16 protein-coding genes are annotated in these 23,493 nt (G+C 69.4%); 3 read left to right on the plus strand and 13 right to left on the minus strand.

Going from position 1 to position 23,493, the window contains the following annotated elements:
- Positions 1-252 precede the first annotated feature (252 nt).
- The 7 genes from FZ033_RS12545 to FZ033_RS12575 all read right to left on the minus strand — a co-directional run bounded on the left by FZ033_RS12545 (position 253) and on the right by FZ033_RS12575 (position 8,002).
- On the minus strand, positions 253-1,212 hold the full coding sequence (locus FZ033_RS12545) for a carbohydrate kinase family protein (RefSeq protein WP_149576481.1): 960 nt from the start codon (positions 1,210-1,212) through the stop codon (positions 253-255).
- A complete protein-coding gene (locus FZ033_RS12550; protein ID WP_149576482.1) occupies positions 1,209-1,652 on the minus strand; it encodes an RbsD/FucU family protein in 444 nt (147 codons plus the stop codon). Before FZ033_RS12550 ends, FZ033_RS12545 begins: the two co-directional genes overlap by 4 nt.
- A gap of 2 nt (positions 1,653-1,654) precedes the next feature.
- Positions 1,655-2,887, minus strand: coding sequence for an ROK family transcriptional regulator (locus tag FZ033_RS12555; RefSeq protein ID WP_149576483.1), 1,233 nt, complete (start codon positions 2,885-2,887; stop codon positions 1,655-1,657).
- A gap of 259 nt (positions 2,888-3,146) precedes the next feature.
- Positions 3,147-4,034 carry a hypothetical protein gene (locus tag FZ033_RS12560; protein ID WP_149576484.1) on the minus strand — a complete coding sequence of 296 codons (888 nt, stop codon included), beginning with the start codon at positions 4,032-4,034 and terminating at the stop codon, positions 3,147-3,149.
- Between the two features lie 156 nt (positions 4,035-4,190).
- Positions 4,191-6,713 carry an arylsulfatase gene (locus FZ033_RS12565; protein WP_149576485.1) on the minus strand — a complete coding sequence of 841 codons (2,523 nt, stop codon included), beginning with the start codon at positions 6,711-6,713 and terminating at the stop codon, positions 4,191-4,193.
- A gap of 259 nt (positions 6,714-6,972) precedes the next feature.
- Positions 6,973-7,446: a Cys-tRNA(Pro) deacylase gene (gene ybaK, locus FZ033_RS12570; RefSeq protein WP_149576486.1), complete on the minus strand. Its 474-nt coding sequence runs from the start codon at positions 7,444-7,446 to the stop codon at positions 6,973-6,975.
- Between the two features lie 313 nt (positions 7,447-7,759).
- Positions 7,760-8,002: a hypothetical protein gene (locus FZ033_RS12575; protein ID WP_149576487.1), complete on the minus strand. Its 243-nt coding sequence runs from the start codon at positions 8,000-8,002 to the stop codon at positions 7,760-7,762.
- A gap of 393 nt (positions 8,003-8,395) precedes the next feature.
- On the opposite strand from FZ033_RS12575, the gene FZ033_RS12580 reads away from it, so the two are divergent.
- The 3 genes from FZ033_RS12580 (at position 8,396) to FZ033_RS12590 (ending at position 12,435) form a co-directional block, all read left to right on the plus strand.
- Positions 8,396-9,118, plus strand: a complete 723-nt coding sequence (locus FZ033_RS12580; protein WP_149576488.1) for a response regulator — start codon at positions 8,396-8,398, stop codon at positions 9,116-9,118.
- Positions 9,115-10,596, plus strand: a complete 1,482-nt coding sequence (locus FZ033_RS12585) for an ATP-binding protein (RefSeq protein ID WP_149576489.1) — start codon at positions 9,115-9,117, stop codon at positions 10,594-10,596. The genes FZ033_RS12580 and FZ033_RS12585 overlap by 4 nt, the downstream gene beginning before the upstream one ends.
- A gap of 216 nt (positions 10,597-10,812) precedes the next feature.
- A complete protein-coding gene (locus FZ033_RS12590) occupies positions 10,813-12,435 on the plus strand; it encodes an ABC-F family ATP-binding cassette domain-containing protein (protein WP_149576490.1) in 1,623 nt (540 codons plus the stop codon).
- 93 nt (positions 12,436-12,528) lie between these two features.
- On the opposite strand, the gene FZ033_RS12595 is transcribed toward FZ033_RS12590, so the two are convergent.
- From FZ033_RS12595 to FZ033_RS12620, 6 genes are all read right to left on the minus strand, one after another.
- Complete coding sequence (locus FZ033_RS12595; protein WP_232847461.1) at positions 12,529-15,723, minus strand: autotransporter domain-containing protein; 3,195 nt, start codon at positions 15,721-15,723, stop codon at positions 12,529-12,531.
- Positions 15,724-16,164: 441 nt separating this feature from the next.
- Positions 16,165-18,336, minus strand: coding sequence for a 3'-5' exonuclease (locus tag FZ033_RS12600; protein ID WP_149576491.1), 2,172 nt, complete (start codon positions 18,334-18,336; stop codon positions 16,165-16,167).
- Positions 18,333-18,812: a response regulator transcription factor gene (locus FZ033_RS12605; protein WP_149576492.1), complete on the minus strand. Its 480-nt coding sequence runs from the start codon at positions 18,810-18,812 to the stop codon at positions 18,333-18,335. Before FZ033_RS12605 ends, FZ033_RS12600 begins: the two co-directional genes overlap by 4 nt.
- Positions 18,809-21,649 carry an ATP-binding protein gene (locus FZ033_RS12610; protein ID WP_149576493.1) on the minus strand — a complete coding sequence of 947 codons (2,841 nt, stop codon included), beginning with the start codon at positions 21,647-21,649 and terminating at the stop codon, positions 18,809-18,811. The genes FZ033_RS12605 and FZ033_RS12610 overlap by 4 nt, the downstream gene beginning before the upstream one ends.
- Positions 21,646-21,984: a hypothetical protein gene (locus tag FZ033_RS12615; RefSeq protein ID WP_149576494.1), complete on the minus strand. Its 339-nt coding sequence runs from the start codon at positions 21,982-21,984 to the stop codon at positions 21,646-21,648. The genes FZ033_RS12610 and FZ033_RS12615 overlap by 4 nt, the downstream gene beginning before the upstream one ends.
- Complete coding sequence (locus tag FZ033_RS12620) at positions 21,981-23,450, minus strand: putative nucleotidyltransferase substrate binding domain-containing protein (protein ID WP_232847462.1); 1,470 nt, start codon at positions 23,448-23,450, stop codon at positions 21,981-21,983. Before FZ033_RS12620 ends, FZ033_RS12615 begins: the two co-directional genes overlap by 4 nt.
- Positions 23,451-23,493: the final 43 nt, after the last annotated feature.

Consider the following 23,493-nt stretch of genomic DNA (forward strand, 5'->3'; position numbering starts at 1 on the left):
CGCCGCCCCGCGCGGGCGGGCCCCCCCGGCGGGGGGGGGGCCAGCCCAGGCCCCAGGCGGGAAACCAACCGCCCGGACCCCGCCCGGCTTTGCGGTGACCCGGGCGTCTTGTTTTGGGGTGTGGCGCTGTTCCGGGCGCGCGCCTCCGTCATGGCAGGCCTGGTGCCCGAAGCCGGAACTCGGGAACACCCGAGTTCCGGGCATCCACGGTTCATGGCTCAGGCCAACGCTTGAAAGCCGTCCCGGCTCCCCTCAGCTTGCCATGGCCAGCGAGAGGCTGGCTTCCACTTCGGCAGCGGTGGGCAGGTCCGCCCCGGCGCGCGAGCAGGTGATGGCGGCGGCGGCCGTGCCGTAGGCCACCAGCTCGCCCATGGCCTCGGTGTCGAGGGCGGCGATGGCGGCGCCTTCGAGCCGGCCGGTGCGTTGCAGACCGGCGAGCAGGGCGGCGTGGAAGGTGTCGCCCGCGCCCACCGTGTCGCGCACCACCACGCTGCGCCCCGGCACGCTGACCTCGCCGGCCCGGGAGTAGGCGACGGCGCCCTTGTCCCCGCGGGTGATCACCACCAGCTTCGCGCCGAGGTCGAGGAACCGGCGTGCCGCATCGGCAAGCCCCATGCGTCCGCCGAAGGCGATGTGGATGTCCTCGTCGCTGGCCTTCACGATATCGGCGGTGCGGAAGAAGCGCTCCGTTGTTTCGGCCCAGCGGCTGAGGTCCCCCACCACCCCCGGCCGCAGGTTGGGATCGACGCTGATGACGCGCCGCCCCGCTTCCCGCTCGGCCAGCGCGGCATAGGTGGAGGCCACCGGCTCCACCACCAGGGTGTAGGAGCCGAAGGTCAGGGCGCGCACCTCGTCCGGCAGGGCCGGCGGCAGGCGGTCGGGGGTCAGCATGCGGTCGGCAGCGCCCGCGCCATGGAAGGAATAGAGCGGCTGGCCGTCGGCCTGGGTCGCCACCACCGAGATGGTGGAGAGGCTGTCGGAGCGCACCACGAAGCGCGGGTCCACGCCCTCGCGGGCCAGCACGTCCACGAGGTGGGTGCCGAAGCGGTCGCGGGAGATGCCGCCGAAGAAGGCGGTGGGCGCGCCGAGCCGGGCAAGGCCCACCGCCACGTTGAAGGGCGAGCCGCCGGCCACCGCGCGCGCGGGCATCTCGTTGCCTTCGGGGGCGCCCACCAGGAGGTCGATGAGGGCTTCGCCGCAGACCAGGATCATAGCGCGTCCCCTTCCGGCCGGATCACGCCCTTGCGCAGGATGATGTTGCCGTAGAGCCGGCGCTCGCCGCTGGCGACGATGGCATAGGCCGCGCGCACCCGGTCGTAGAAGCTGGGGCCGGCGATGGGCACCAGGCTGAAGCCGGGCTCGCGGGCGGCGATGGCGGCCTCGAACTCGGAAAACACGCTCTCCTTTCGCGCGCAGTCGCCGAAGGCGCAGGGGCGGAAGGCAGCCTCGGGCACGTCGGTATCCAGCGGCATCACGGAGAGCACGGCGTCCACGAGGCGCGGGGCGTCGTGCCCGTCCATGCGCACGAGGCGCTTGGCATGGGCCTCAGCCGGATAATTGGCGTCCACGATGGCGATCTCGTCGCCGTGGCCCATGGCGCGCAGGGTGGCCAGCAGGTCGGGACCCAGCACGGGGTCGATGCCTTTGAGCATGGTCAGTCCTTGAACAGAACGTCGAGGTCGCGGCCGAAGGTGTCGAGCAAAGGCAGAGCGGCGCCGCCGATGGCCCGCGCCGCGCGGCCCATGGTGCCGGCGACGATGCGGGTCTCGGTCAGGCCCTGCCGGTCGAGGCGGGCGAAGGCGGCGGCGGTGCGCTTCACCAATTTGTCCCGGACCGGGGCGGGAAAGGCGCCGTCGATGACCATGGCCTCGAAATCCACCACCGCGAGGCAGGACGCGATGGCCTGGGCGAGGCCTTCGGCGGCCTCCTCGATCCAGGCATCGACGGGAGCGGAAAAGCGGGTCCAGTCGTCCGGCTGCTCCCACAATTGCGAGCCCGCGATGCCGATGGCGCCGAGCTGGCGCTCCAGCCGGTAGAGGGAGGCCGAGCGGATGAGCTGCTGGACTCCCGCGCCGCCACTGGGGTTGCGGGCCACCACCGGCATGGAGCCGAAGGCGCCGGCATTGCCGCTGCGGCCGGGAAACAGGCTGCCGTTCAGCACGATGCCGCCGCCGATGAAGGTGGCGATGTAGAAATAGGCGAAGTCGCGGTAGGCCGAGCCGCCGCCGAAGGTCAGCTCCGCGGCGCAGGCGGCGGTGGCGTCGTTCATGACCCGCACCGGGCCGGGGGCGATGCGGGACAGTTCGGCCGCCATGTCGAAGTCGTGCCACCCGGCAAGGGCATCCTTGGGGGCCTCCAGCACTTCCTCCCAGTTCCACAGCTCGAACGGCATGGCGATGCCGGTGCCGCAGATGCGCGCCTGGGCCGCGGGCGGCAGCGTCGCGATGAGGTCGGGAAGGGTGCGGCCGGCGAAGGCGATGAGTTGGTCGGGCAGGGGATAGGGATAGGTCAGGCGCTCGCGCCGGCGCACGCCCGCGACGAAATCCATCAGCACCAGCTCGCAGGCGCGCCGGCCCACCACCATGCCGAGGCCGTAGGCGCCATCGGGATTGAGCGAATAGGGTACCGCCGGCTGGCCGATCCGCCCGCGCTGGCGTTCGCCGGCGAGCAGCAGGCCGTCGGCCTCCAGCCGGTTCATGACCACCGTGGTGGTCTGCAGCGACAGGCCGGTGAGGCGGGCGATGTCCACCTTGGTCAGGCGGCCGTGGCGGCGGATGAGGGAGAGGATCAGCCGCTCGTTGTAGAGGCGCACGCCGGTCTGGTTCGTGCCGCGCCCGTGCGCGGCGTGGACCGGACCGGGATCGTCCTTCAGGGGGCTGCGCTGCATGAAATCTGTCGACCCCGTTCGGCGCCTTGGCGGGCGGTCCGGCGGCGCCCGCCATTGCGCGCCGGATCGTCTTATTGTGCCGGGAATGATGAACCACAACATGAGCTTGTGTCAATTAATAAATCGTTCTGATTTATTAATGAGGAGGGAGCTATTCCTACCTCGCGTGAGCCCCCGCTCGCGGGAGCTCGAGCCGACCAGATTGCGGAGCCGTCTGATCGGCAGAAGCCTGCGCTTTCTCGAAGGCGGGGCGCGTTGCTCAGAAGTGGTAGGCGATGCTCATGAAGGGGCCGTGGAGCGTCGTCTCGTAGCGGAAGTTCGAGCGCGGGCCGGTCACCGATTCGTAGTCGGTATAGAGCGCCCGGTAGCCGATGGCCGTGGACCAGGCCTCGGTCCAGTTGTAGCCCACCGAGACCAGCCCCTGCGATGTCAGCTTGGAGCTGGAGGGGAGGCCGAAGCCGCCCACGTCGGCGAGGGCGTTGAGGAACCACTTCTCGTTGATGCGATATTGCAAGGCGAGGCCGAACACCGGATCCAGCCAGTCCTTCACGTCGGTTTCGGCCAGGGAGAGGATGCCGCCGAAGGAGGAGAGCGTGGTGTCGGCGGTCAGGCGCTGGTAGCGGAAGCCCGCCGTGGCGCTGAGGTCGAAGCCCGGCCCACCGATGGGCAGGCGATAGCCGGCGGCGCCGGAGACGATCAGGAGGCGTTGCGACAGGTCGAACTGGGTGCCGCGGCCATCATCGATGGACTTGCTGGCGCTCAGCTTGGACCAGAACAGGTCGGCGAACAGGGTCCAGTCGTCCTTCTTGGCGAGGAAGCTACCCATCAGCGCGCCGTCGAAATGGGACAGGATGTCCGCGAACGAGGCATCGACCGGAAAGGTCGGCAGGTCGCGGATGCCGAGGTTGCCGTTGATGCCCGTGGCCCAGCCGTAGAGCACCGCCTCGAACTGCCATTTCGACTCGGGCGGCGGCGAAAATGCGGTGGCGGCCATGGTCGGGGCGGTCGCGAGGTCGGCGGCGCGGGTGGGGGCCGCAAGCGACAGGACAGCACAACAGGCGGCAGCCAGAGGTGCGGCCAAAGGGGCGGCGAAGGGGGCGCCGCGGCGGCGCGGAGGCCTAGGCGCGCAGGAAGGGGGCAGGGTCATGATCTCAGCTTCCTTATCGCTCGGGGCGGGGTCGGCAACGCTCCGCAGGTATCACTTCGCAGGTATCACTTCGCATGTCTCGTCTGGCGCCGATAACCGGCTGCCCGCGCGCCGGAGGATGTCCGGAGCGCGGGCGATCCTGGGGCACCGGTCCGCCTATTTCGACGGGCCGTCGGCAGCCTTGGCCGCGGCGTCGCGCAGCTTGGCGATATCGTCCGGCGTCAGCTTCGGATGGTCGATGGCCAGCGTGATCTTGTTGATCTTGCCGGTGAAGGCGAACGGCACCTGATAGTCCGCATCGTCCACCGGCGTGCCGGTGTCGGAGCCCACGTCCAAATTCTCGTCCCAGGCGAGGATGAGCGGGATGGTGTGGGGCATGGAGGTCGTCGCCACCACCTTGCCGTCCACGCTCAGCGTCCCGGTGCCGCCCTGGCCGAGGCCGCTGCCGGAACCGAAGGCCAGCGTCGCCATGCCGAGGCCGTCATACTTGAAGTCGAACACCAGGGTGTGCTTGCCCGGTGCCAGTGGCTCGGTGCCCTGCCACTTCACCTTCTTCAGGCCCACGAGGTTCCAGGTGAAGGTGGGCTTGCCCTTCAGCAGGTAGAAGCCATAGCCGGCGAACCGGCCGCCCTGGGTGATGAGCATGCCGTCGCCGCCGCCCTCGGGCACCACCACATCCGCCGTGAAGCTGTAGGAGGTGTTCAGCACCGAGGGCGCGTCGCCATTGGGCGTGCCGGTGAGCGGCGTGGTCCAGGTGAAGACGTTGCGGCCCGCGGTGATGCTCGGGCGCGGCGTGATGAGCCGCGTGGCCACGGTGGAATCGAGGGGAAGCACCTGGTATTTCCGGGCCTCGGACCAGAACAGGTCCGCCATCGCCTTGACCTTGTCGGGATATTTGGCGGAAACGTCCTCGTACTGGGTCCAGTCTTCCGAAATATTATAGAGTTCCCACGGATATTTGGCGGGATCGGAGACCAGGGTGCCCTGCGTCACCCACGGCGGGCGCATCACCTTGCTGCTCAGCATCCAGCCGTCGTTATAGATGGCATGGTCGCCCATCATCTCAAAATACTGGGTCTTGTGGGTGGAGGGCGCGGTCGCATTGGCCTTGTCGAAGGTATAGGCCATGCTGACCCCCTCGATGGGGGCCTGCTTGATGCCATCCACCATATCGGGAGCCTTGATGCCGGTGGCCTCCAGGATGGTCGGCGCGATGTCGATCACATGGTGAAACTGGGTGCGGATGCCGCCCTTGTCCTTGATCGCCTTGGGCCAGGAGATGGCCACGCCCTGCCGGGTGCCGCCGAAATGGGAAGCCACCTGCTTGGTCCAGGAGAAGGGGGTGGAAAAGGCCCAGGTCCAGCCCACCGCCATGTGGTTGTAGGTCTTGTCCGAGCCCCAGACGTCATAGAAATACTTCAGCTGGTCTTCCACCGGCACGTCGACGCCGTTGAACATGGCGACTTCGTTGGGGGTGCCGATGAGCGTGCCTTCGGCGCTGGAGCCGTTGTCGCCGCTGATATAGATGATCAGCGTGTTGTCCAGCTTGCCCATGTCCTCGACCGCCTGGATGACGCGGCCGATCTCATTGTCCGTATACATCAGGAAGGCGGCATAGACATCTACCTGACGCTTGAACATCTTCTGCTCGTCGTCGGTGAGCTTGTCCCAGCGCTTCAGCAGGTCGTCCGGCCAGGGCGTCATCTTCGCGTTCTGCGGGATGACGCCGAGCTTCTTCTGGTTCTCGAAGATCTGCTCGCGCAGCGCGTTCCAGCCCTTGTCGAACAGGTGCAGGTTCGTCGCCTTCTCGATCCATTCGGGGGTCGCATGATGCGGGGCGTGGGTGCCGCCGGGCACGTAATAGACGAAGAACGGCTGGTCCGGCGTCAGGGTATTGATCTTGTTCATGTAGGCGATGGCTTCGTCCGCCATGGCCGTGGTCAGGTTGAACGAGGGATTGCCCTGGAACGGATAGATATAGGTGGTGTTGCGGGCCAGGTTGTCCGGCTGCCACTGGCTGGTGTCGCCACCCATGAAGCCGTAGAAATACTCAAACCCCATGCCCGTGGGCCATTGGTCGAACGGGCCGGTGGAGATGGCCTGGAAGGCCGGCGTGTTGTGGTTCTTGCCGAACCACGAGGTGCGGTAGCCGTTGTCCCTCAGGATCCGGCCGACGGTGGCCTTGTCTTTGGAGATAATGCTGTTGTAGCCCGGATAGCCCGTGGCCATCTCGGATACCACCGCGAAGCCGGCGGAATGGTGGTTGCGCCCGGTGATCAGCGCCGCGCGGGTGGGCGAGCACAGGGCGGTGGAGTGGAAATTGGTGTAGCGCAGCCCGTCATTGGCGATGCGGTCGAGGCTGGGCGTGGGAATGACGCCGCCGAAGGTGGACGGCGCGCCGAAGCCCACGTCGTCGGTCATGATGAGCAGCACGTTGGGCGCGCCGGCGGGCGGCACGATCCGCGCCGGCCAGAACGGCTTGGAGTCCTGCGCCAGCTCCTTGATCACGCCCTCGAACTTCTGCGGTGGTGCCGGGATCTGGCTGCCGTCGATGACGATGGTGGAATCCGGGGCGCCGGGCGTGCCGTTGATGGTCTGGGCGCTGGCGGGCAGGGCGGCGGGGATCGTGCCAAGCAAGGTGAGTCCGGCCGTCAGGGCCAGCGCAAAGATGCGGGACATGACTTGTTTCCTCCGAGGAAGAGGTACGCGCCTGCTTCTGGCCAGTTTTCTTAACCTTAGGTCAGTATAAACCGTTACCGGCAGGCTTTGGATCAGTATCGGGCGCGGAGGAGCGCATATCCCATGATCCAGGTCAATGCGCGTCGACAGTCGTATGATGCCGAACTATGCCGCACGCGCCACCACGTACCTTTGCCGTTTCAGGGGACAGGTCCGAAGACGGAGGCGGCTGCATCAGGCGAGAGGGGTCCGCCGCGGCTCACGCCACCAGCGACACCACGGCGGCATTGAGCAGGCTCGCCGCCTCGCGCGGATTGAGGCGCACCTGGAGCCCGCGCTGGCCGCCGTTGATGAAGACGGCGTCGTGGTGCACCGCTTGCTCTTCCATGGCGGCGGGCACCTTCTTCATCTGCCCGAACGGGCTGATGCCGCCTACCTTGTAGCCGCTCATGCGCTCGGCGTCGGCCGGCTTCATCATCTGGGCGGACTTGCCGCCGAACGCGGCGGCGAGCTTCTTCATGGAGACCTCGTGGTCCGACGGCACGATCACGCAGACCGCCTTGCCGTCCACCAGCGCCATCAGCGTCTTCAGCACGCGCTCCGGCGTCTCCCCCAGGGCCTCGGCGGCCTGGATGCCGATGCGGTCCGCGTCGGGGTCATAGTCATAGCTGTGCACGGTGAAGGCGATCTTCGCCTGTTCCAGCATCTTGGTGGCCCGCGTCGCCTTCGACATCCCGATACATCCTGTCCCGATCCGGCGGGGACCATGTTGGTCTGCGCGGACGGTGTTGGGAAGATGCCGGACCCGTCACGCGGGCCGCACGCCGGTGCCTTCGTGCGGGGAACCTACAGCGCCGTGCCGCCTTATTTCACCTCCGTGAAAGTGCGGAACGCGCCCTCATGACCAAACAGGCGCGCCCCGCCGATGGTCGGCTTCCGAGGGGGGACCGGAAGCCGTCCATCCGCGGGGCGTGCCCGTGGGGGTCTGTGGTTGGAATGCCTGCCTGGGGCGGCCTCAGGTCCGACCGCCCTGGGCGGGCTGTGCCTCAGCCGTTGCCGAGGCCGCGGTCACCCTGCTCCAGGAACAGGCGGTCCTGCTCGGTGATGGTCTGCTGGTCCTTCTGTCCGGAGAGGACGTTGAAGGGCTGGGCGGCCTTGCTGTTCTGGTGGGTGGCGGGGGCATAGGCGCGGGGCGCCTCCCGCGTGGTGTTCTGGCCGCTTTCCTGGGCCAGGGCGGCGGTGGAGGTGAGGGCGAGCGCCGAAACGGCGGCGATGATCAGATGACGCATGGGACTCATTCCTTATGTGATCTCAATCCGTCGAGGCAGGCTTCCCGCCGAAGCAGTGCGCTGCCCGATGACCAGACCCTAGGGGGCGCCTGTCGCAGAACTGTCCCCGAAAACCGCCCGGATCGTCGCTGAATGTCGCGTCCGGCCGCCTCGGCACAGGCCGATACATTTGAGCCGGGGCGGGCCATTCGATCAGGGGTTTCCGCCGCCCCGCACGGCGGCCGGCACAGGCGACGGCTAGGCGCGAAACGGGCGCGGACAAAGGCGAAAGCGCCCTTCCGGCGCCTCGGGGAGCCGCCGGTGATCGCAAATCCGTGAACGGTTACAGCCTGATACACTTTTGCAGTGGGCAATGCGCGCGCTCGGCCTATGGTCCTTGAAGGAGCAGAGGAAATGGACAGCGCACCCCATATCGCCATCGTGGACGACCATCGCGACATCCGCGATCTCGTCGGCAAGTACCTGACCCAGCACGGCTATCGCACCAGCCTCGCGGACAGCGCGGCGGCCCTGCGGCGCCAGCTGGAGCGCGGGGCCGCGCCCGATCTGGTGGTGCTGGATGTGATGATGCCGGGCGAGGATGGCCTGTCCCTGTGCCGCTTCCTGCGCAGCACCACCGACCTGCCGGTGATCCTGCTCACCGCCATGGCGGAGGAGACCGACCGCATCGTCGGCCTCGAGATCGGCGCCGACGATTATGTCACCAAGCCCTTCAGCCCGCGCGAGCTTCTGGCGCGCATCAAGGCGGTGCTGCGTCGCGTCCACAGCCTGCCGCCGCAGAAGGGGCACATCGCCGCCAAGACCGTGCGCTTCGATCGCTGGCGGCTGGACGTGGGGCGCCGCGAACTGATGGCTGAGGACGACGTGGCCGTGCCCCTGAGCACCGCCGAGTTCCGCCTGCTGTGCGCCTTCCTCGACCATCCCGGCATCGTGCTGAGCCGCGACCAACTGCTCGACCTCACGGCGGGGCGCAGCGCCGATCCGTTCGACCGCAGCATCGACAACCAGGTCAGCCGCCTGCGCAAGAAGGTGGAGGCCGATCCCAAGGTGCCCGCCCTCATCAAGACCCACTGGGGCGGCGGCTACAGCCTTGCAGCGGAGGTGGAACGCTCATGATCCGCCTGTTCCGGCGCAGCCTCGCGGCGCGCTTCATCTGCTTCACTTTGGTCATTCTCGCCTTGTCGCAGGTGGTGGCGTTCTGCATCTCATGGGACCAGCACGGCCAGTCCCTGCGCAAGGTGGCCAAGGGCGAGATGCTGAGCCGCTGCGCCGCGCTGGTGCGGGTGCTGGAGGCGACGCCGCCGTCGCTGCAAGGCGACATCCTGCGCGCCAGCGATACCAGCCTCACCCGCTACTGGATCTCGCCGGAAGCGCCGAAGCCACCCGCGGAATGGCGCGCTTCCGCCTGGAGGGAACTGCGCCGGCCGCTGCCGCGGGTCCAGCTTCCCATGCACGGTGGCGCGGGGGAGCCGGAGCAGCCGGTGTTCCAGCTGCCGAAGGAACCCACGACCGGCGGATCGACCGAATGGGTCCCGCTCTCGGCCGAGGCCTGGCCGCTGCCGACGCCGGCCAAGTTCATCTATCTCGACGATGAGAACGGTATGGGCATCGCGGCGCAGATGTCCAACGGGTCATGGCTCAACGCGGCGTTCGTCAAGCCTGGCCGCGAGTGGTTCTGGACCGCCCGTTCGCTCACCTTCCTCGGCGCTGCGGGCCTGTTCTTCTGCGTCCTCGCGGTGGTCGCCGCGCAGGGCATCACGCGGCCGCTGCGGCGTCTCGCCAACGCGGCGGAAGCCTTCGGCCGCGGCGAGAAGATCGAGCCCCTGCCGGAGAGCGGTCCGGACGACGTGACCGCGATCGCCTTCAACCGCATGCAGGAGCGCCTGACGCGGTTCGTGGACGACCGCACCCGCATGTTCGCGGCCCTGAGCCACGATCTGCGCACGCCGCTCACCTCCCTGCGCCTGCGCGCCGAATTCGTCGCCGACGACGAGCTGCGCGAGAAGATGCTCGGCACCATCGCCGAGATCCAGGGCATGGCGGAGGCAAGCCTTGCCTTCGTGCGCGCCGACGCCACCGCCGAGACCACCCGCACGGTGGAATTGTCGGCGCTGGTGGAGAGCCTGTGCGACGACCTCGCCGAGATCGGCTGGGACGTGACCTTCGAGGACTCCCCCAAGGTCGGCTGCCGCTGCCGGCCGGATGCGGTGCGCCGCGCCTGCCGCAACCTGGTGGAGAATGCCGTGCGCTACGGCGAGCGGGCGCGGGTGCGGGTGGAGCGCAATGGCGATGCCGCTTTGATCGTGGTGGAGGATGACGGGCCGGGCATCGCCGAGGAGCTGAAGGAGCAGGTGTTCGCCCCCTTCTTCCGGCTGGAAAGCTCGCGCTGCATGGAGACCGGCGGCCATGGCCTGGGCCTTGCCATCGTGCGCACCGTGGCGCGCCGCCACGGTGGCGACGTGACCCTCGCCAACCGGCCGGGCGGGCTCACCGCCGTCTTCAGCCTGCCGCTGGACGGCAGCGGGGCCACGCCCGAACTGGAGCCTCCGGTGCGAACCGAGCCCCTGCCGCACGGCCTTGCCGCGACCTCGTGACCTGAGGCGGGTGCCGGCCGTCCCCGGCGTCATCTCTGCCGCTATTTCTCCTGTATTCACAGTCTATTGGGCTTGAGCGTGGCCTGCGTTGGCGGGCCGCACGCTGGCACGGCAAAGGCCTTTCGGCCGGCCGGCGTGGCCCGCGCGCCCTTTCCCGCGGGCGCCTGATGGCCTATTTGCGCGCACAAGCTCCCCATCTCCCCGAGATCCCCGCGCATGATACGTCTCGACAATATCGGCAAGCAGAACGGCAAGCAGATCGTCTTCATCGAAGCCTCGGCGGCCTTGCTGAAGGGCGAGAAGATCGGCCTCGTCGGCCCCAACGGCGCCGGCAAGACCACGCTGTTCCGCATGATCACCGGCGAGGAGCCCCCCGACGAGGGGCAGGTGAGCGTCGATCGCGGCATCACCATCGGCTATTTCAGCCAGGACGTGGGCGAGATGGAAGGCCGCAGCGCGCTGGCCGAGGTGATGGACGGCGCCGGCCCGGTGAGCGTCGTCGCCGCCGAGCTGAAGGAGCTGGAGACGGCCATGGCCGACCCCGAGCGCGCCGACGAGATGGACGCCATCATCGAGCGCTATGGCGAGGTGCAGGGCCGGTTCGAGGAGCTGGGCGGCTACGCGCTGGAGGGCCGCGCCGCCGAGGTGCTGGCGGGCCTCGGCTTCAGCCAGGAGATGATGGACGGCGACGTGGGCAAGCTCTCCGGCGGTTGGAAGATGCGCGTGGCGCTGGCTCGCATCCTGCTCATGCGCCCGGACGTGATGCTGCTGGACGAGCCGTCCAACCATCTGGACATCGAAAGCCTGATCTGGCTGGAGGCCTTCCTGAAGGGCTTCGACGGCGCGCTGATGATGACTTCGCACGACCGCGCCTTCATGAACCGCATCGTCACCAAGATCGTGGAGATCGACGCCGGCGCCCTCACCACCTATTCGGGCGACTATGAATTCTACGCCCAGCAGCGGGCGCTGAACGAGAAGCAGCAGCAGGCCCAGTTCGAGCGCCAGCAGGCCATGCTGGCCAAGGAGATCCAGTTCATCGAGCGGTTCAAGGCCCGGGCCTCCCATGCCGCGCAGGTGCAGAGCCGGGTCAAGAAGCTGGACAAGATCGACCGGGTGGAGCCGCCCCGCCGCCGCGAGAGCGTGTCGTTCGAGTTCCAGCCGGCGCCGCGCTCCGGCGAGGACGTGGCGAGCCTGAAGGGCGTGCACAAGAGCTATGGCAGCCGCACCATCTATGAGGGGCTGGACTTCCATGTGCGCCGCCGCGAGCGCTGGTGCGTCATGGGCGTCAACGGCGCCGGCAAGTCCACCCTGCTGAAGCTGGTGACGGGCGCCACCGAGCCGGACGCCGGCACGGTGGCGGTGGGCGGCAGCGTGAAGATGGCCTATTTCGCCCAGCACGCCATGGAGGTGCTGGAGGGCGAGCGCACCGTGTTCGAGACCCTGGAGGATTCATTCCCCCAGGCCGGGCAGGGCGCCCTGCGTGCGCTCGCCGGCTGCTTCGGCTTCTCGGGCGAGGATGCGGACAAGCGCTGCCGGGTGCTGTCAGGCGGCGAGAAGGCCCGCCTCGCCATGGCGCGGATGCTCTACGATCCGCCCAATTTCCTGGTGCTGGACGAGCCCACCAACCATCTCGACATCACCACCAAGGAGATGCTCATCGCCGCGCTGGCGGACTATGAGGGCACCATGCTGTTCGTCTCGCACGACCGGCATTTCCTCGCCGCCCTGTCCAACCGGGTGCTGGAGCTGACCCCCGACGGCATCCACCAATATGGCGGCGGCTACACCGAATATGTGGCCCGCACCGGCCAGGAGGCGCCGGGCCTGCGGAGCTGACGCCAACGGCCTCGGTCAGGGACCGAGGCCGGGACGGGCTTGCTCCAGGCGGTGCATCGCGCCCCGGCTGGATCAGCCTGGGCGCTCCCGCGCTCAGAACTTGTAGGACAGTGTGGCCTTGCCGCCGTTGTCGGTGGCGCCCGAGGCGAACTGGCCGGCATAGACGAGGCCGAGCGTCGCCTGCGGGGACAGCTTGATGTCGAGGCCGGCTTCCACCACCGCCGCGTCCTCGGCGATGGGCACGCCCGCCACCGTGTAGGCGTCGAACAGCGCGAAGGCGTTGACCGAGGTGGGCGTGGTGTCGCCGAAGGCGTGCCGCCAGCCCAGCGTGCCCCGCGCCACCGCGGCCATGGAGCCGAGGTCGAAGGCGGCGGAGGCCCGAAGCCCCAGGGTGGTGAAGGTGACGCCGGTGGTCTCGCCGTCCACGGTCAGCGCCGCGATGCCGCCGGTCTCGGTGAAGCCCTTGGTGTCGAGGTTCACATAGGCGAGGTTGGCGAAGGGCTCGAAGGCGACACCGGCAGCATTGATCCGCCAGCCCAGCTCGCCGAACACCTGTGCGGTGCCGGCGGTGTAATCGCCCGAGAGCCGGTCGAACAGGCCGGGGAAGGCCACCGTGCGGGTGGTGGACACGTCCTGCCACGTATAGGCCGCGCCGGTGCGCAGGGAGAGCGCGCCCCAGGCGGTGCCGCCATAAAGGCCCACATGGTAATTGTCGCTGCTGCCGGAGGAGGCGCGGTCGTCCACCGAGAAGGACGAGCCGCTGTAGCCGGCGAGGACACCGAAGCGCCAGTCGCCCAGCGGGGCGTCGGCACCCACCAGCAGGCCGGCGGTGGAGCTGTCGAGGCTCGCCGCATTGCCGTCGGTGTCGATGGAGCCCCAGGAGCCGAAGCCCGAGGCCCAGAACACGAGCCCGTCGTGGGTGGGTTCCACCTTGGTGGGCACGCCCTTGACGTATGCGAGCGCCGGCGTGCTCACCGCCCCGGGCGCGTCCGTGGCAGCGCGCAGGCGGTCGTTCATGGCGTTGCGCACGAAGCGGCTCTCTTCGATGAACACCGTCTTGGCGCTGGCATAGAGCTCGCCGGACAGGAGGTCGAAGGCGGCGCGGGCGGCGGCGAAGCTCGCCTGGTTGCCCACCGCGAAGGAGAGGGCGCCGTCCGCCGGCAGCCGGTCGAGGGCGGCGGCGGTATTGCGCTGGTTGAAGGTGAGGGCGGCGTCGGCGAACTGGGTGGTCTTCTCCACCTCCAGCGCCATGGTGGTGCCGTCGGAGACGAGGCCGAGGTCGTAGAACGGGGTCAGGGTGGTGTCGCCGGTGAGGGCGAAGAGGCCGGTGATGCCGCCTGCGGACGTCAGCACGGTGTAGCGCGTGCCCACCAGGTAGGGGCCGGAGCCGGAGCGGTCCACGTCGAGCACGGCGCCGCTGGCGATGGTGGTCGCGCCCTCCACGACGGTCTTGTCCGCCGCGCCGGTGGTGGTGTTCAGCTCCACCGCATAGGTGGAGGTGGCCGTGAAGCCGGTGTCGCCGCCCACCGTCAGGGTGCCGATGGAATTGCCCGGCGCCAGGGTGCCGGCCACCGTGAGGTTGCCGCCGATCTTGCCGTAGCCGCCCAGGGTGCCGGCGCTGTCCACCACCACGTTGCCGCCGAGCACGGTGCTGCCGCCGTCTGCGCCCACCAGCAGGGTGCCGCCATGGACGGTGGTCAGGCCCTTGAAGCCGGAATCGTCGCCGGTGAGGCGGGTGACGCCTGCATACACGTCGATGGCGCTGGCGGTGCCGGTGCTGGCAATCTTGACGCCGAGATCGTAGGGGCTGGCGGAGGTCGCGGTATGGTTGAGGACGAGGGTGCCGGCGCCATCGCCGAACGCGATGGAGCCCACCTGAAGCGTGCCCGCCGCCGCCGGCGCATCGGCTGCCGCCGCGCCGATGACGAGGGTGCCGGCGCTGTCCGCGGCGGTCGCGATATCGATCTTCCCGGTTCCGGTCGTCCCGACCTTCACCACGCCGCCGTCGGCGACGGTGAGGCTGCTGCCGCCGTCGATGTGAAGGCTGGCGCTGTTGCTCCAGATCGATCCGGCGCCGGAGACCGTGGCCGTGCCGGCCGTCCCGCTGGCGCCCAGGTAGCCGTCCTTGTCAGTGACGCTGCCGCCATTGGTGACGGCGAGGCTGCTGCCGCTCTCGATGCGAAGGCTGGCGCTGTTGCTCCAGGTCGATCCGGCACCGGAGACCGTGGCCGTACCGGCCGTCCCGCCGGCGCCCAGGTAGCCGTCCTTGTCGGAGACGCTGCCGCCATCGGTGACGTTCAGCGTGCCGGCGGCCTTATAGCCCACATAGAGCGTGTCGCCGGAGAGGCTCGATCCGGAGCCGGTAACGGTGGCGATGCCGGTGCCCGTGCCGGTCCCGATGCCGCCCTTGTCGTAGCCGATATAGATCGTCGATGCGGACGCGCTGCCGCCGTCCTCCACGTTGAGGGTGCCGGCGTCCTTGAAGCCCACATAGAGCGTGTCACCTGACAGGCTCGAGTTGGCGCCGGTGACGGTAACGGTGCCGTCCTTGTAGCCGCCGATATAGACGGTGGGGGCGGAGACGGTGCCGCCATTCTCCACGTTCAGCGTGCCGGAGCCCTGGTATCCGACATAGAGGTCATAGGAGCCGGTGAGGGAGGAATCCTTCCCGGTCACGGTCGCCGTGCCGTCCTTGAAACCGCCGATCTGGACACTGACGGCGGACGCGGCGCCGCCATCCTCGACGTTCAGCGTGCCGGAGCCGAGAAAGCCCACGTAAAGCACCGACGTGCTGGACAGGGAGGATCCCTTCCCGGTCACCGTCGCGGTGCCTTCGTTGAAGCCGCCGATGAAGGCCACCGTCGCGGAGACGCTGGCGCCGTCCTCCACGTTCAGCGTGCCGGTGCCGAGAAAGCCGGAATAAAGCACCGTGCTGGAGAGCGACGAGCCCGCCCCGGTCACGGTCGCGGTGCCGATTCCGGTGGCAGTGGCGCCCAGCTGGACGGTCGACGCGGAAACGGTGCCCCCGCCTGCCACCGTGAGGCTGCCTTCGCTCGAAACGCCGACCAGAAGCACGGGGCCCGCGTTCCAGTTGGGCGAGACGGCGGGGCTGGGGTTCACGTCGCCGGTGATGGTGACACTCTGCGCCCAGGCGGTGACTGGCACGACCATGCCGGCGGCCAGCACCGAGGCTGCACCGATTCGCGCCCCGGCCCGCAGCGCGCGCGACACCGTCGCGCCGTCCATGGCCTTGCGCCCGCGCAACCGCCCCGTCTTCCCGTTGCTCATAAAGCCCCCAACGCGCATCCGTGCCGTGCCCACATCCTTGAACGTCCAAACCTATATGCTGCGGCGCGGCAGGCCAATAGCTTGGGGTGGCCCGCAAGGTGAACTTGGCCATTCCCGAATTGCGAAAGAGAGTTAGCGGCCGGGCGATTCGCATTCGCCAGAATCGGGTTGTATCTGGTGCATTTACGTTAGGACTCTCCTGGCGGAACATCGGATAAAGCTCACCGATGGCCTGAAATCATTGAAGCTTGGTCGCAGGTCGGGCCGTCGCGCGTAAGCAATGCTGCGCCGGCTCTACGCGCATCGCGTGCGTTGACGCATGTGGAGGCCGCGCCGCGCCGCGGGCGGTCGCTGGGGTCTCATGTGGGGTGGGTGGTATTGTCGCATGTCGGCGGTCGAGTCCCCCTGACGCTGCGACAAAGAGCGACCCAGCGGGCCGGATCAGTAGCGCAGGCGCGCGTAATAGGAGGTCTGCGCCGCCGCGCGGGCCTGACCGAGGGTGAGAATGCCGCGCTGGCGCAGCAGCGGCAGCAGCTTCAGGAAGATCTCGGCGGTGGCCAGCGCGTCGCCCAGCGCGGTATGGCGGCCACAGACGGCGATGCCGAGGCGCGCCGCCATGGCCTCCAGGCCGTGGCTGTCCTCCCCCGGATGGACGATGGCGGCGAGCAGCAGCGTGTCGAGCACTGGCTGGTCGAAGCGCACCCCGCTCGCCTTCTCCTTGAGGGTCAGGAAGCGCATGTCGAAGGCCACGTTGTGGCCCACGAGAACGGTGTCGGCGGCAAAGGCGTGGAAGGCGGGCAGCACCTGGGGAAGGGTCGGCTTGCCGCGCACCATCTCCGGGCGGATGCCGTGCACCGCGATGCCGGCCTCCGGAATGGAGCGCTGCGGGTCCACCAACTGGTCGAAGCATTCGCTGGCCAGCAGCCGGCCGTTGACGATGCGGGTGGCGCCGATCTGGAGGATCTCGTCGCCGCCGGCGGGGTCGAGGCCGGTGGTCTCGGTGTCGAACACCGTATAGGCGATCTCGCTGAGCGCCCGCTCGTCGCTCTCGCGGCTCTCAGCGCTCGCGGCGAACAGGTCGAAGTCGTAATAGGCCGGGCGGCTGTCGCCGGGTGCCGGCACCGGCGCCACCGTGCCGGCGGCCACCGGCAGCAGGAAGCGGAACAGTGCGCCCGAGCCGTCGCGCGCATGCTCCAGCCACAGCTCGCCGCCGTGCCGCTCCACCACGTCACGCACCGTGAGGGGGGAAGGGGCGTCCCCCGTCTGCATGGGGCACGTCTGCCAGCCGGCGAGGTCGAAGCCGGGCCCAAGGCCGGACCCAGTGCCCTGGAACGCGAGGTCGAGATGGGCGCGCCCGCCGGCCGGCGCGAGGCGCAGGGCGAGATTTGGGGCCTTCAGCGTCTCGGACAGGCGCGCGGCGAGGAAGGCGAGGGCCTGGATCAGGGCGAAGCTGTCCACGCTCAGCCAGAGGTCGGCGTCCACCGCAACCGTGTCCACCGCCTGGCCGGTCTCGGCGGTGATGCGCTGGGCGGCGGCGGCAGCAAGGTCGGCGCCCAGCATGTCCTGCAGCGGCCAGCGGGTCTTCATGTCGTGGGAGGCGTCGGCGGCGAGCGTGGTGAGGCGGTGGCTCATGACGCCCACCTCGTCGCGCACCACGGCCTGGAAGCGCTCGCGGTCGGCGGGCTCGAGGTCCGGATAATCCAGCATGTCGAGGGCCGCCTGCATGCTGGCGAAGGAGGCCCGGCTCGCTTCCGACAGGTCGAGCCAGCGGCGGTCCTGCCGCGAGCGGGCCTCGTATTCGTCGGTGATGTCGTCCAGCAGCAGCACGAAGCCGGTGACATCGCCCCTGTCGTCCGCCGCCGCGCGCACCGGGGCGAGCAACACCTGGATGAGGTGGCCGAGGGGCGTCGTGGTCACGAAGCGCGCCGAGGCCTGGGCGTCGCCGCGGGCGATGCGCCGGGCGATGCCTTCGCGGGCATGGTCGATGAGGGCGCGGTCGATGACCGCATGGATGGAGCGGCCAAGGCCAATCAATTCTGCGCCCGCTACGCCCCCCGGCGCCTGCGACAGGGTGCGGAAGAGGGCGCGGGCGCGGGCATTGTAGAGCAGGATCCGCCCTTCGAGATTGAGCACCACCACCGATTGTTCCAGCTCCGCCATCAGGGCGGCGAGCTGGTCGCGCTGGAGCGCCACGTCGCGGCTGGCCTCGGCGATGAGGCGGGCCATGTCGTCCTGGAGCGCGCGGCGCTGGCCGGCGAGGGCGTTGATGGCCTCGCCGAGCGCGCGAAGGCCGGCGCCGCCTTGCGGGGTGAGGGGCGGAGCGGCGGCGTCGCCGGCCAGCACGCGGGTGGCATCGGCGAGGCGGGCCGGCGCCTCCCCATAGGTGGCATGGAGGCGCAGGGCGACGACGCCGGCGCCGAGCGCGGCGAGAAACCACCACAGCACCACCAGCATGCCGTGGCTGTCGATCAGCGGCGCCAGGATATCGGCGACGGCGGCGCGGTCGGCGGGTCCCAGCGCCGCGAACAGCAGTCCGGCGCCGAGGAGGAGCCACAGGCCAAGAAGTGCGCCCGGCGCCAGCACGATCAGCGCCAGGCGCCGGTCGAAGCTCATGCCGGCAGATCCTTCGGCAGTTCGCCGGCCGCAGCGCTGCTCGCCGCCACCGCCCTTGCGGCAGAATCCCGTGCCAGCATGTCTTTCACCTGCTGCACCAGATCGCGGGTGGAGAAGGGCTTGGTGACATAGGCGTCCGCCCCCGCGCCGACGCCGCGCGCCATGTCGGTCTCGCGGCCCTTGGCGGTGAGCATGACGATGCAGGTGGAGCGCACGTCGGCATCGGCCCGCACCGCCTCGCACACGTCGAAGCCGGACATGCCGGGCATGGTGGCGTCGAGCAGGACAAGGCGCGGATGCTCGCGGCGGATGGTGTCCAGCGCCTGGCGGCCATCGCGGGCCACCAGCACGTCGAAGCCCTCGCGCTTCATCATGAATTCCAGCGAGACGACGATGTTGGGCTCGTCGTCGGCAATGAGCACCTTGGTGCACGCGACGGCGCCGATGGTCGGGGCGGGGCCGGATTGCGGGGTCATGGCGTTTCCTCCCTCGTGTTGCCGCCGGCCAGGGCTTCCACCTTGCCTGCGGGTTCGGACGCGGCAGGGGCAAGCCCTTCCGTTCCGGCATCTGGCTGGAAGGGCAGTCGGAACGCGAAACACGCGCCGCTGCCGTCTTGGTTCTCCAGCCACATCCTGCCGCCGAAATGATCCACGATCCGGCGGCTGATCGGAAGCCCCAACCCGGTGCCGGGGGGGCGGGTCAGGGCGTCGCCACCCTGACGGAACTTCTCGAATATGGTGTCGCGCTCGCCCTCGGGCACCCCCGGCCCATTGTCTTTCACCCGAACGACGAGGCCGTCGCCGTCCAGATGAAGGCTGACGCGGATGCGCCCGCCTTCGGCCGGGACGAACTTAACCGCATTGGAGATGAGGTTCAGCATCACCTGCGTCAGCCGGTCCGGGTCGGCGCGCAGCAGCGGCACCGCCTCCGGCGCCTCGAACAGGATCTGCGCGCCCCGGCTGCGCGCCAGCTCGGTGGTGGCGGTGACGGCGTCACGGACGAGGCGGCGCAGGTCCACGTCGGCATTGTGCCATTCGCCATGGCCGGATTCGAGCTTGGCCATGTCCAGCACCTGGTTGACGAGGCGGCCCAGCCGCTCGCTCTCGCCCACGATGATGGCGAGGAATTCCTGGCGCTGGGGCGCCTCCATGTCGGGGGTGTCCAGCATCAGCTCGGACAGGGCGCGGATGGCGGTGAGCGGGGTGCGCAATTCGTGGGTGACGGAGGAGACGAAGTCGTCCTTCAATTCGTCCAGGGTGCGCAACTGGGCGTTGGCGGCGGACAATTCGCTCGAGGCGATCTCCAGCGAGCGGGATTTCTCCTCCAGCGCCAGCGCGTAGACGCGCAGCTGCGAGGCCTCGTTCAGGATCTCCATGACGTCGGCGGGGCTGAGCGGCTCCTCCTCCGCCACCGCCGCCACCAGCACCCGCGCCGAGGCGCTGCCCACCGCGCCGGCAAGGCGCCGCTCCACCTTGTCCACCAGCCGGGCGTCGGCGGTGAGGTCGGTGCCCACGGCGACGCCGCTCTCGTGGGCGTGCTCCTCGAAGATCTGGCGCGCCGCCTCGGGGCCGAGCAGGCGGCTGGCCAGCGCCATCAGGTCGGCGGGACGGGCGCGCCCGCGCCAGAATACCGGGTCGGCCGCGCCTGCGGTTGCCGTGGCATGGCCGCGAGCGAACACGTCCACGAACAAGAGCGCCTGGCTCGCCTCCCGCCCCGACGGCGCGCGCCACAGCGACAGGCCCACATAGAGGGCGACGTTGACGGTGAGGCTCCAGAACAGGGAGTGGGAGAGGTTGTCGAGGCCCTGAAGGCCGAACAGGCGCTCGGGGGCGAGGGCGGTGATGCCGAACGGGCCGTGGATGAGGAAGCCGTCGTCGATCCATCCCGATTTCGCCACCGAGGGCAGCATCAGGGTGTAGGCCCACACCAGGAAGCCGCCGAACAGGCCGCCCAGCGCCCCGGCGCGGGTGGCTTCGCGCCAATACATGCCGCCGAACAGGGCGGGGGCGAACTGGGCCACGGCGGCAAAGCTGATGAGGCCGATGGAGACCAGCGCATAGGCCTCCCCCGCCACCTGGAAATAGAGGTAGCCGAGCAGCAGGATGGCGAGGATGGCGGCGCGGCGGATGTTGAGGATGAGCGCCGTGAGGTCGCCGCCGGCCCGCGCGCCGAAATCCCTGCGCCGCAGCAGGGCCGGCATGACGAGGTCGTTGCAGACCATGGTGGAGACGGCGATGGTCTCCACGATCAGCATGCCGGTGGCGGCGGAGAGCCCGCCCACATAGGCGAACAGCGCCAGCCCCGTGGCCCCGTTCGCCAGCGGCAGGGACAGCACGAAGGTCTCCGGGTCCGCCCCGGTCGGGCCGAGCAGCAGCAGGCCGCCCAGCGCCAGCGGCAGCACGAAGATGTTGATGACGAGGAGATAGGCGGGAAACACCCAGGCGGCGCGCTTGAGGTGCCGCTCGTTCACGCACTCCACCACCATCATCTGGAACTGGCGCGGCAACAGCAGCACCGACAGCATGGAGAGCAGCGTCAACGTGAACCACTGGGCATAGCCGAAGGCGCCGGCCCCGCCCGCGCCGCCGAGGCGCAGCAGGGAGGCCAGCTCCGGCACCGCCTTGGCCCGCGCCCAGATGTCGGCCATGCCATCGAACAGGCCATAGGTGACGAACACGCCGACCGCGAGGAAGGCCACCAGCTTGACCAGGGATTCGAAGGCCACCGCTGCCACCATGCCCTCGTGCCGCTCGGCGCTGTCGAGGTGGCGGGCACCGAACAGGATGGTGAAGAGGGCGAGCGCCAGCGTCACCAGCAGCGTGCCGTCCTGCCACCAGGCCGGGCTCGCCCCGCCGCCCGCCGTCCCGGAGGCCGTGAGCAGCAGGTAGCCGGCCGACACCGCCTTCAGCTGGAGCGCGATGTAGGGCACGATGCCCACCACGGTAATGAGGGTGACCAGCGCCGCGACCAGCGGGCTCTTGCCGTAGCGGCTGGCGATGAAATCGGCGATGGAGGTGATGCGGTAGGTGTGGGCGATGCGGATCATCTTGCGCACCACGATCCACGCCAGCAGCATCGCGAGCATGGGCCCGAGATAGATGGGCAGGAACCACACCCCCGTCGCGGCGGCGCGCCCGACGCTGCCGAAATAGGTCCAGGCGGTGCAATAGACCGCCAGCGACAGGGCATAGATCCAGGCATTGCCGATGATCGAGCGGCCGGCGCGCGCGCGCCGGTCGGCGAAGGCGGCGACGGCGAACAGGAGCGCGAGGTAGAATACCGCCGCGCCCACCACCACGGGCGCGGAGATCATGGCACCTCCGTGGGGAGCTGTTGGGCCGGGGGCTGCGGCGCGCCTTCGCGCAGGGGCAGGATCGGGGGTGAAGCCTTGGGCCGGCGTTCGCTGGCCACCGCGAGGGCGGCGATCAGCGCCGCCCAGATGGCGAACAGGGCCACCGGCAGCAGCGGCAGGCCGAACACGCTCACGTCCGCGTCCCAGACCATGAGCAGCGGGAAGTTGAAGGCGAGCACGCCGGTGGCGAACAAAGCGAGCAGGATCTGCGGGCGGGGGCCGCGCTCGGACGGGACGTGCGCCTGTGCCGCCGCCGGAGCGGCCGGGCGGGGCGCGGTCTGGTCGCCCGCGGTCACAGGGCGTCGAACCGGTAGTGCCGGGACAGCCACTGCTTGAAGCCCCGCACGATGGCGAGGGCCTCCTTCAGCGTCTGGCGTTCCAGCGTGCCCAGATCGGTGAGGCGGATGGCGTTGCCCGGCGGGCGGCCGTCCGCCATCTGGCGCAGGTTGTTGGCGAGCTTGAGCGAGATGAGCAGGCGCAGCGCGTCGGTGAGGTCGCGGGCAAAGCTCGCCTCCATGTGGCCGGTGGCCACCAGCGCCTGGAGCCGGTCGGCGGTGCCGAGCGCGCCGATGCGGTGCTCCAGCGCCAGCGCCCGCACCCCGTGGACCAGGGGGAAGATGCCCAGCTTCTTGATGTCGATCTCCGCGCCCGCCCGCCCGGTGAGGCCCGGCAGCCGCGTCCACCAGCCGCCGCCTTCGCCGAAGCGCTCCACCGCCTGGGCGAAGCGGGCGAAATAGCCAGCGTCGTTCATCATCAGGAAGTCCACGTGGTCCCGCGCCGCCTTCAGCAGCGCGGCGTCCCCCGCCACCGGGGCGGCATCGAGGAAGATGGCGAGATTCATGGGCCCGTCCCGGTCGCCGCCGTGGATCCATTGCCTGAGCGTGTCCTTGAAGGCGGACACGGTCTGGCACCACAGGGGCCGGCTCAGCATGATGCCGCCGGGGCAGGGCGGATAGCCGAAATCGATCAGCGCCGCGGTGAAGCGCGCGGTGATGGCGTCGAGGCCGTCGCAGGTGAAGCCGTCGGCCAGCAACAGGGCATTGTCCTGGTCGGTCTTGATGATCTGCTCGCCGCGCCCCTCCGAGCCCATGACGACGAGGCAGGAATGGGTGCGCAGGTCCTCCGGGGCCAGCATCTCCCATAGGCGGCGGAACACCTGCCGGTTCAGTTCGCCCACCAGCGCCGCGATCACCTCCACCCGCACCCCGTCCGCATCGAGCACGCCGACGAGGCTGTCGATCTGGCGTGCTGCGGCCTTCAGCTCGTCGAGGCTGGTGGCCTGCTCGGCCTCCAGGGCGATGAGGTGGGAGTGGTTGGCGACGAAGGCCATGAGGTCGAGCTGGCCCAGCACGCCGACGATGCCGGCCTCGTCCGTGCCCTCGCGCACCAGCACCCGGTGGATGCGGTGGCGCAGCATGAGGATGAGGGCCTCGAACAGCTCGGCGTCAGGGTGTACCGACCACGGCTCGAAAGTCGCCACCTCCCGCACCGGCAGGCGGGCGGGGGGCGTCTCGCCCAGCAGGGCGTCGCGCAGGTCGGTGGTGGTGAAGATGCCGATGCGGTCGCCATCGCGCACCAAAGCTTCGCCGAGCCCGCGCTCGGACAGGGCGCGGCACAGGCTGACGAGGTCCGTGGACCCGTCCACGTAGAACGGCTTGCGCAGGAACACGTCGCGCACCCGCGAGGTCATCAGCGAGACGAACTCGCGGCGCTCGCGGCTCAACAACGAAACCCGCCCGGTGTCGGGCGGGTTGGGGGACACGCCTGTGTCCGAAGGAGCGAGGGCACCCGGTCCCCGGGCCTTG

The organism is Xanthobacter oligotrophicus (genome assembly GCF_008364685.1).
Taxonomy (GTDB): Bacteria; Pseudomonadota; Alphaproteobacteria; order Rhizobiales; family Xanthobacteraceae; genus Xanthobacter; species Xanthobacter oligotrophicus.